Source organism: Endozoicomonas sp. ONNA1, from assembly GCF_024606325.1.
Lineage (GTDB): Bacteria > Pseudomonadota > Gammaproteobacteria > Pseudomonadales > Endozoicomonadaceae > Endozoicomonas_A.
Window position 1 is genome coordinate 1 of sequence record NZ_JAHHPN010000945.1, and the last position, 9,290, is coordinate 9,290.

Annotated in this window: 7 protein-coding genes; 3 read left to right on the forward strand and 4 right to left on the reverse strand. The window is 46.9% G+C overall.

The genetic code is table 11. From position 1 onward, the window contains the following. Positions 1-84: 84 nt before the first annotated feature. From KDK19_RS22685 to KDK19_RS22695, 3 genes are all read right to left on the reverse strand, one after another. Entirely contained in the window at positions 85-4,032 is a 3,948-nt protein-coding gene (locus tag KDK19_RS22685) for a TatD family hydrolase (protein WP_257293007.1), read from the reverse strand. Positions 4,033-4,267: 235 nt separating this feature from the next. Next, complete coding sequence (locus KDK19_RS22690) at positions 4,268-4,582, reverse strand: hypothetical protein (protein ID WP_257254723.1); 315 nt, start codon at positions 4,580-4,582, stop codon at positions 4,268-4,270. A gap of 103 nt (positions 4,583-4,685) precedes the next feature. Further along, positions 4,686-5,630, reverse strand: coding sequence for a LysR family transcriptional regulator (locus KDK19_RS22695; RefSeq protein WP_257293008.1), 945 nt, complete (start codon positions 5,628-5,630; stop codon positions 4,686-4,688). A gap of 96 nt (positions 5,631-5,726) precedes the next feature. Here KDK19_RS22695 and KDK19_RS22700 point away from each other — a divergent pair, with 96 nt between their 5' ends. From KDK19_RS22700 to KDK19_RS22710, 3 genes are read left to right on the forward strand one after another with little or no spacing between them, the layout of a single operon-like run. Beyond that, positions 5,727-6,737 carry an NADP-dependent oxidoreductase gene (locus tag KDK19_RS22700; protein WP_257281390.1) on the forward strand — a complete coding sequence of 337 codons (1,011 nt, stop codon included), beginning with the start codon at positions 5,727-5,729 and terminating at the stop codon, positions 6,735-6,737. A gap of 18 nt (positions 6,738-6,755) precedes the next feature. After that, on the forward strand, positions 6,756-7,913 hold the full coding sequence (locus tag KDK19_RS22705; RefSeq protein ID WP_257293009.1) for an iron-containing alcohol dehydrogenase: 1,158 nt from the start codon (positions 6,756-6,758) through the stop codon (positions 7,911-7,913). Positions 7,914-7,931: 18 nt separating this feature from the next. Continuing rightward, positions 7,932-8,609 (forward strand): type 1 glutamine amidotransferase domain-containing protein, encoded by a 678-nt coding sequence (locus tag KDK19_RS22710; RefSeq protein ID WP_257281388.1) that lies wholly within the window; start codon positions 7,932-7,934, stop codon positions 8,607-8,609. Between the two features lie 178 nt (positions 8,610-8,787). Here the strand turns inward: KDK19_RS22710 and KDK19_RS22715 are convergent. Continuing rightward, a partial coding sequence (locus KDK19_RS22715; protein ID WP_257293010.1) for an SDR family NAD(P)-dependent oxidoreductase occupies positions 8,788-9,290 on the reverse strand: 503 nt, incomplete at its 5' end.

Sequence of the window (9,290 nt, forward strand, 5' to 3'; positions counted from 1 at the left end):
TTACCCTCAGACGGAATTTGACTTTCCAACACAGTCGCTCGGAAAACAGAGATCCCGGGAGTCGTCGAAAACAATAAAAAAAGTTCAATCAACGTCAAATAGGGAGAATATCTTCCTGGCATTACGGGTGCTTGCAGCAGCAATCTCTTCTGCATCTACACCCAGCACTTCGCTCAGTGCATGGACCACATAGGGCAGATTAGCAGGGACATTATCAACTCTTTTTTTATTATCCGTCTTAGGATTATCTTTTCGGGACATCACCTGAAAGGGGCGTAAAAATGGTGCATCCGTCTCAATCATCAGACGGTCCCGCAGAACATCCCATCCAACAGTACTCAATGCTTCCACCAGATCTCTGTTATTGTTACCAGCAATCCATCCGGTAATTCCAATGGAGCACCCCATATCGATGTAATCTTGAAGAGCCTCGCCATTGCCGGTAAAACAGTGAACGCAGGCCATGTTTTTTGCAGGCAGCTGCCCAATATAACCCTCCAGAATTTCCTTGAAATCGTCATGGGCATCACGCTCATGCAAGAACAACGGTTTTTTCATTTCCACAGCCAGTGCCAGCTGCTGCCGGAAAGCCTCTCTTTGATCTCTCTCATCTGAGAAGTTACGGTCGTAATCCAACCCGCACTCACCCACTGCGACGCAGCGACTGTGATCTTTCTCAAGTATTTCTTTTATCGCCGGGATACCACCGTCTTTTAAAAAGTCTTTGGCCTTGTGAGGATGGCAACCCACCGTATAGTATAAAGAACATCGGGAGGCGTCAGAGGAAACGTCAATAGCTGTTGCCTGACCAGTTACTCTGTCTGACACAGGAGAGGATTCCACCCATTTCATTACCTCATCCTGAACCTGTCCAGATATTGGGATAGAAGTACCGGTTATAATGACGGTGCCGACCCCCGAACGGACAGCATCAGCCAGAACTCCACTTAAGTTATGAAATCTGTTGTTACCTACCAGATTGGCACCAATATCTATCAGCGGAGTATCGTACCGGGGCCTGACCGCCAAAGGTGTCAGCTTTACTTTTTTTCCTGGTGCAGGATTTAACTGAACACCGCCAAAATCATTACCTCTGGTAGAATCATTCAGCTGCAAACTGGCCCGTGTTGAGGACTGCCGACGTCGGAACTGCTGTCCTATGTCGACCTTAGCCTGCTGCCCCTGAACTGTATCCGGACGAGAGTTATCACGATAGCGGGCAGCGCAGGGTGGATACCCGGCAACAGACCTGCCTGTGGAACCTGAACGCTTTTTCTTTTTGCTTTTCAGTGCTCTTGAATCGCCGATCACCTGCCAGCCCCCTCCTGAACCGTTCACGTCAGCGTGAAGACTGACATTTTGTACATCTTCCTTGTGAGCAGCAGCTTGTTCCTTGTGAGCAGCAGCTTGCTCTGAAGGAACAAATAGAGGGCTCCACTCCCGGGACAGTTCTTCAGGAACCATACCAAAGACCAAAAACATATTACGTACGAATTCGTCTTTTTTTTCTGGCCGAGTAAGTTTTAGTACCTCAACAAGTTGTTCTCTGGCTTTAAGGGTAAAAGTTCTTAAAAACTCAAGTTGCACACGAGGAACATCTTTTAGTAAAAAAGCGTGTTCCGGGAACACTTTTCTTAAACGTTCCGCAAACATTGATCTTATAATAACCAAAGCGGTAAACATTGCCCTAACATTTTCAGCTCCTGATGATTCATCGCCAGAAATATCTAATGCCAGTTTTTGAAGTGCTTGATGACTTCGACCCTCACGTAATCTATTCATGTTAGATCGGGTAATAAAAGAATATTGAATATGGTCCGGATAGCCCCACATAATAGTGTATCCCTCCCCCTGATCGTTAATATCCGGCAGACCAAAGTTATACTCAGCATAAATATCTCTGGCTAATCTATTAAACATCACTATTGTTTTATATTCCGATGGGACAATTTCTTCTTGTAGAGAACGACCAGTTATTTTAAACACCTGATAAATAAAATTAATTAGGCTTGCTTTCTTTTGTTGGGTTAACCCTGAATAATAAACCTGATCCCAGTCATCTGACACCAAGAGATCATTACTCTTTAAGTAGTGCAGTAATTCATTTCTGAATAGTTTTAATGCAACCTCGCTCTCATATATATTACTGTATAAAGCAAGCGATTTAATAATTCTCGTCACCTCAACATAATCATCGCCCCCCTGGGATTTTGCCAGTTCACCGACTTCTGAAATAAGGTGGTAAAGTTCTAAATTTCCTTTTGTAAATTCAACCCATTTCGAATGGAATTTACTTAGATTATTTTTGTCTGAAGCAAGGCCATGAGATAAGAGGTTATAAAGCTCTGGCAAATTACAGAAATCATTAGTGCGAAAATAACCCCCTCTCTTTTTTTCATTGAATCTCAAACTTTGGAACCATCGAAATACATGGATTGCTGAAGTATTAAAATCCTTTGCTTCAGACACCGGCATTTCTTTATCTCGTCTTATCGCAGCAAGCGGTTCTTCAGTCGCTTCCAGCTCGACCAGATCAGATTCACGATTCAGGCATTCACGGCATTTATTGAAGGCGAGTACAGGTTTCCTACACTTTTGGCATAACCCAGCGTTTGGAGACCCACCCGACCCATCGTCTCCCCCACTATTCCTTCCTCCACGGCTGCCTTGATTGTGCCGACCATAGTCTCTTTGAGATTGGGTATAGGTGGGTGGTTGCATACCAAGGCCGGCCATTTCCTTTTCAACCTGACTGGTTCCTCCAGAGCAACCGGTCCCAGTGGGGCAATAGCCCGGAAAAACAGACACACTGCGTAATTGTTCAGGACTTAAAATGAAACCTTGCTGTGCATAACGACTGTAGTCTTCTGTTTGTAATGGTTGTGCCCGGTTACTGTCCAGGTAATGATTAAATGCAGCTTCCGGATCATCGGGGCTTCTGGACAATGCCAGAAACAGTTCTGAACTCCGTTCAAGATTTGCCCTGCTTATCCTGTCCCACAGTGCCTGCGAAATAATGATCGTCTGCTCATTCCAACCCTGTTTAATTTTGAGCACAATCCGGCTATCCCAGATCCGTTTTTTAACGGTCTGGCCGTCATTGTCAGGCATCAGGACCATACTGCTGACCAGTTCACTCATCCATTCAAAATAGTAAAGTGGGGCCATCCCGTTTCCCGGCCTTTTCTTGAATAAATCGTCAAAATCATTCCCACCACCAAAACCGCCACCACCAGAGCTTGTGAATGACTCATGGTTATCGGCACTATCAGAAGCTACGGGTATAGCCAAAGGTCCACTTAAACGGCTTTTGTCTTCAGGATGGTCAGGCTCATTTTTTAGAGTCTCTGTGTTACGGAAAATAATATCGACAGATGATTTTTTTTTGTCACCGAAATTATGACCGTCGTGAACACTGCTATCCAAAGACGACGGTGAACCAGTGCTTTCTGAAACAATACCGCTACATTCTGGCTCTAAAACCCATCCACTCTCATTGTCTTCAATGGACAGAACCAAGGACTGATTACCTGGCGGTAAACGCCATCTGGCCAGGTACTCATGCTGCCAGCGATCACTGTCTGGTGCCAATGCGATCAGTCTTACTCCCCCGTTTTGCATATGAGGCATACTCTGGCCCGTCAAAGGCTTTGTAATGACCGGTGGGTAGGGCAAAGTTCCCGACGAAAATGCGGGAGGAGTTCTGAAACAAAAATTAAACAGGTCGCCCGGCTGGCTATTCAGGACGATATAAAGCTGATTGTCCTCTAGTTCAGAAACTGTCTTGATGTTCTCGTCAACCGTCTTGCCACCATAAGCAAGAAGGAGAGGCGGACCGCTACCTATAAACGACAGCTTGCTAATCCCTTCCGATACCGCTGTCCTTTTTTCAATGGCTTTGGAGGAACTCAACCAACCAGTCCAGCTCAATAGATTGGCATAAGCAGCACTGTAGGCATCAAACGGCAAAACGACAGATACTATGAATAAGAAAAACAGATGAGTCATAGTGAGAAGTCTTGCCGTTTTCATAATTGGATTTGCCTACAGGCTTTATTGATGAGGCATAACAATAGACCTTAAATTTGAAGATGTTTAATTTATCCCCCGTTTATTTTAGTGCCTTTCAAAAACGTTAGCCCTTCCTAAAAATGACAGCAGACAAAAGTTTACGCTTGGTTGGACGTACTCACCCTTCATTCCCGGCCATTAAAAAAGCCCCTGATCAGCATAAAAGTGGTCAGGGGCTTTTTTTATTCTGGTCATCTCAATCGTTCTTCAACAACTCAAGCTGCATGATGGACTGCTCAAACCCCTGACGGGCAGCCAGTTCATAATAGGCTTTAGAAAGCTCTCTGTTCATGGGGATTCCATGACCCATCTGGTACATTCTGGCCACCCAGTGCTGTGCACAGTCCAGCCCCTTGTCAGCCTCAGCTTTGAGCACCTCAAATGCTTTGGCATACTCTCCTGCGATATAGATGGCCAGACCTGATGAGCAGCGTTGATTATCTGCCACCTGTTCAGCCATCAGAGGCAAAGGAAATAAAATCAGCAAAAGTGCCAATCCGTTAGCTTTCATTTCAAACACTCCCTGTTTGTTCCAAGCACTTCACATAGTGACAGAAAATTAACAAAGAAACGAAATTTTTATGCTCACATGCGCTTAATCAATCACAATGTGTTCAAACCTTGCACTCGAGATGAAGCCGATTGATCTTTTGGGTCAGCTCTTCATAGACCAGCTGCCTGAACCAGATATGAGCAGGCTCTTTCATATACCTCTCATGCCATATGATTGAGTAGGTAAAAGGCTTTTGCTCCATGGGAAAAGGCAGTATTGCCAGCCCATAGTGATGAGCGCAGCTTCCCACCAAACCATAAGGCGCTGTCAATATATAATCGGTATTGGCAACCAGAGCCAGTGCCGCAATAAAATGCGGTACCCTCAGGGCAATTCGCCGGGACAATCCCCGCTCTTCCAACAAATAGTCGACAGCTCCCTTTCGCTCTCCTCCCATGGTGATCAATGCATGGGAATGACTGGCATAGCGCTCAATATCCATACCCTGCTCCACCAGAGGGTGAGAATCTCTGACAACACAGACAAACTTGTCCTGACCTATTCCTCGCCCATGAATCATTGCGGGTGCGTCGGTGATAGAGCAGGTTGCCAGATCGACATTCTGCTGATCCAGTTCATGGAGCAAATGCGAGCGCCAGGGCACAATTTCCAGCGAAATTCCCGGAGCCTCCCGACTCAACCTCTTTATGACTTCAGGCAATAACACATGGGCCCCGTAATCTGAAGACGCCAATCGAAAGCTATGTTCAGACTCTGCTGCTATGAAACGGGGAGGTTCAATTAACTGGCTGATATCTTGCAATGATTTCTGCAAACCCAGAGCGATATCCTCAGCCCGTGGAGTGGGCGCCAGCCCCTGGGGAGTTCGAGTGAATAGAGGATCATCAAAAAGTACCCGGAGTCTGGCCAGACTGCGGCTGATGGCAGGCTGAGTCAGATTTAATCGACCGGCAGCACGGGTCACACTGCGCTCCTCCAAGAGAACTTGCAAGACCGGCAGCAGATTTAAGTCAGAAGACGACAGATTATCAACAGGCAAAATCATTACTCACAATCATGACTACTATAACGATGATGCATTGGAGTCATATTGATTACAACGATAAATTACCTCTTAACTATCGTTTCAGGATTTCGGTTCATGTTTATAGAGAAAAGTCACGAGATTCACCTTGTCAGACGCCCCGAGGGTTTGCCTGACAGCAGCTGCTTCAAGCTGGTCTCTCAGCCAGTTGCAGAGCTGAAAGAAGGTGAAATTCTGGTTAAAAATCTTTGGATGTCAGTGGATCCCTACATGCGTGGACGCATGATCGATCGTAAAAGCTACATACCTCCTTTTGCTTTGGATGCCCCTCTTGAAGGCGCAGCCATCGGAGAAGTCGTAGAGTCAAGAAACCCATCCCTGCCCAAAGGCAGTAAAGTGTCCAGCATGAATGGCTGGCGAGAGTACTTCATTTCTGAGGGTCAAGACCTTCAGCTATTACCCAAGACACAGGTTGACGATCAGGCCTTCCTCGGAATTCTGGGTATGCCAGGTATGACAGCCTGGACGGGGTTAACACAAATTGCTGAACTGAAGGAAGGTGATCGTGTTTTTGTTTCTGCTGCATCCGGCGCTGTGGGGTCCACAGTCTGCCAGATTGCAAAGCTTAAAGGTTGCTATGTTGCCGGCAGTGTTGGCTCCGATGAAAAAGCACGCTACCTGAAGGAAGAATTGAAAATAGATGCTGTCGTCAATTACAAGGCCGCCCCCAATTTAGCCAATGCCATTGCCGAAGCCTGCCCTGAAGGTATTGATGTCTATTTTGAAAATGTTGGCGGCCCGCACCTTGAAGCCGCTCTCGACCTCATGAACGATCATGGTCGCATAGCTGTGTGTGGCATGATTGATCAGTATAACTCAACCTCTCCTGTTCCCGGACCGGCTAACCTGTCACAGATGATTGTGAAAAAATTAAAAATGCAGGGTTTTATTGTGTTTGAGCACTGGGACCACTACCCCGAATTTGTTCAACAAATGAGCCATTGGATACAGGAAAGCAAGATCTCCTGGAAAGAGACGGTTTTTGAAGGTATCGAGCAGGCCCCCGAGGCTTTCCTGGGCCTCTTCTCTGGCATTAATACCGGCAAAATGCTCGTTAAACTCAGTTAATTAGAATCAGGATCATTTATGAAAAACTTTTCGTTTCACAACCCAACGCGCATTCATTTTGGCAAAGGCATGATCGCCCGTATTACTGATGAAATCCCGCGCAATGCCAGAATCCTGATCACCTATGGTGGTGGTAGCATTAAAAAGAACGGCACTCTTGATCAAGTCAGGGAAGCCCTGAAAGACCACCCATCCATTACCGAGTTTGGTGGCATTGAACCAAACCCTTCTTTTGAAACACTGATGGAAGCAGTCGCTCTGGCAAAACAGGAAAACATTGATTTCTTGCTGGCGGTAGGCGGTGGCTCAGTGATTGACGGCACAAAATTTATTGCCGCCGCTATTCCATTTGAAGGCGACCCGTGGACCATTCTCAGTGACAAAGCCAGGATCCACCAGGCCATTCCTGCAGGCAATGTTCTTACCCTTCCAGCCACAGGCTCGGAAAGCAACTCCGGGTCTGTCATTACCCGCAGAGCCACGAATGACAAGCTGGCCTTTAGCAGTCCCGAAGTCTATCCACAATTTGCGGTGCTGGATCCGGAAACCACTTATAGCCTTCCCCAAAGCCAGACCGCTAACGGTGTAGTAGACGCCTTTGTTCATGTAATGGAGCAGTATCTCACCACCCGTGAGAATGCACCTGTTCAGGATCGCTATGCCGAAGGTTTACTGTCAACCCTGATTGAGCAGGGCCCGGTGGTTCTCAAACAACCGCAGGATTATGAATCAAGAGCCACGATCATGTGGACTGCAAACCAGGCCCTGAATGGTCTGATTGGCATGGGTGTGCCCCATGACTGGTCTACTCATATGATTGGCCATGAGATCACCGCCCTGTTTGGAGTGGATCACGCCCGGACACTGGCGATCGTGCTTCCCTCTGTCATGCATGTCATGAGAGAAGAGAAAGCGTCCAAGCTGCTTCAGTATGCCGACAGGATCTGGGGCATTAAGGAGGGCAGCGACCAGGAGAGGATGGATGCAGCCATCGACAAAACCCGTGATTTCTTTGAACAGATGGGCATTGGAACTCGTTTGTCCGATTATGGCATCGAAGAAAGCGCCATCGCCAACCTTGTTGATCAGCTGAAACGGCATAAAATGACTGCGTTGGGAGAAAAACAGAACATTACTCCTGAAGTAGCCAGCCAAATTCTCAGGCATGCCGCCTGACCATATGGAGATGAACTTATGAAGGTGCTATTCGTCCTGACCTCCCATGACAAGCTGGGAGACACGGGAGAGAAAACCGGTTTCTGGATCGAGGAGTTCGCAGCGCCCTACTACGTGTTTGCGGATCACAATGCTGAGATAACTCTGGCTTCCCCTGCGGGAGGACAACCGCCTGTTGATCCCAAAAGTGCCCTGCCAGACTTTCAGACGGTTGCCACCAAGAGGTTTGATTCTGACAGTGCCCTGCAAGATAAACTGTCGAATACCGTCAAGTTGTCTGAAGTCTCTGCAGACGACTATGATGCCGTCTTTTATCCGGGTGGACATGGTCCTTTATGGGATCTGGCCCATGACAAGCACTCCGTCGCCCTGATAGAGACATTTGCCAAACAAGGGAAACCAGTCTCTGCCGTATGCCATGCACCAGCCGTCTTGCTGAATGCTGTGAAAGGAGACAATACACCGCTGGTCAGTGGCAAGCGAGTCACTGGTTTCAGCAACAGCGAAGAAGCCGCTGTCGGGTTAACCGATGTCGTGCCCTTTCTTCTGGAAGATGAACTCAAAAATAAAGGGGCTGAATACAGTCAGGGAGATGACTGGTCACCCTACTGTATCACCGATGGTTTGTTGGTAACCGGACAAAATCCTGCCTCTTCAGAAGCTGTTGCAGAAGTTGTCTTGTCTATGCTCACCTGACGCTATCAACCTTCAAAGCCTGCTTTGGCAGAAATTTTCCATAGCGGGCTTTGAAAATTTCCATGCCCATCTTTCAATGTCAATTGTGAAGTAGCTTTGTCATTTATGCCCCGGGCTTTCCGGGAGGGGCCGGATTATTGCTCAGGGTATGATCACAAAGTATCAAATTTTCGAACAACTACCATGGAATCGAAGAGCCATCGTAAGCCAGGAACTGACCACTCTGCCCAGAACTTAGACGACGAATAACTTCCAACATCTGATGGACTGAGTGATTTGAAGAGAAGAGTTTTTCAGGTGGAACATTTTTTTTAAATGGCTCGGTAAGCTGAGTATCAACCGTGCCCGGATGCATGGCCACAACACAACCATCAGGCTTTTTCCTTCGCCACTCATGACTGAATGTTTTCAACACCATATTAAGAGCCGCTTTCGATGCCCTGTAACTGTACCAGCCACCCAACTGGTTATCTTCAATACTGCCCACTCTTGCAGACAGTGCAACAAATCGGGGGCAATCACTGCCCTTAAAATTATTCAGGAAATAACGCGCTAAAAAGAGAGTGGATAGAACATTGACCGCCATTGTCTTGTGAAAAAAATCTGCATCTACCTGAGTAATCGATTTTTCAGGCATCTGAGTCGATGTATGCAACATCCCCACGGCATTAATAATCCATT

Excerpts from the sequence above, each read along its gene's own strand:
- KDK19_RS22690 (WP_257254723.1), bottom strand. The coding sequence starts at position 4,582 with ATGAAAGCTAACGGATTGGCACTTTTGCTGATTTTATTTCCTTTGCCT.
- KDK19_RS22710 (WP_257281388.1), top strand. The coding sequence starts at position 7,932 with ATGAAGGTGCTATTCGTCCTGACCTCCCATGACAAGCTGGGAGACACG.
- KDK19_RS22700 (WP_257281390.1), top strand. The coding sequence starts at position 5,727 with ATGTTTATAGAGAAAAGTCACGAGATTCACCTTGTCAGACGCCCCGAG.
- KDK19_RS22705 (WP_257293009.1), top strand. The coding sequence starts at position 6,756 with ATGAAAAACTTTTCGTTTCACAACCCAACGCGCATTCATTTTGGCAAA.
- KDK19_RS22685 (WP_257293007.1), bottom strand. The coding sequence starts at position 4,032 with ATGAAAACGGCAAGACTTCTCACTATGACTCATCTGTTTTTCTTATTC.
- KDK19_RS22695 (WP_257293008.1), bottom strand. The coding sequence starts at position 5,630 with ATGATTTTGCCTGTTGATAATCTGTCGTCTTCTGACTTAAATCTGCTG.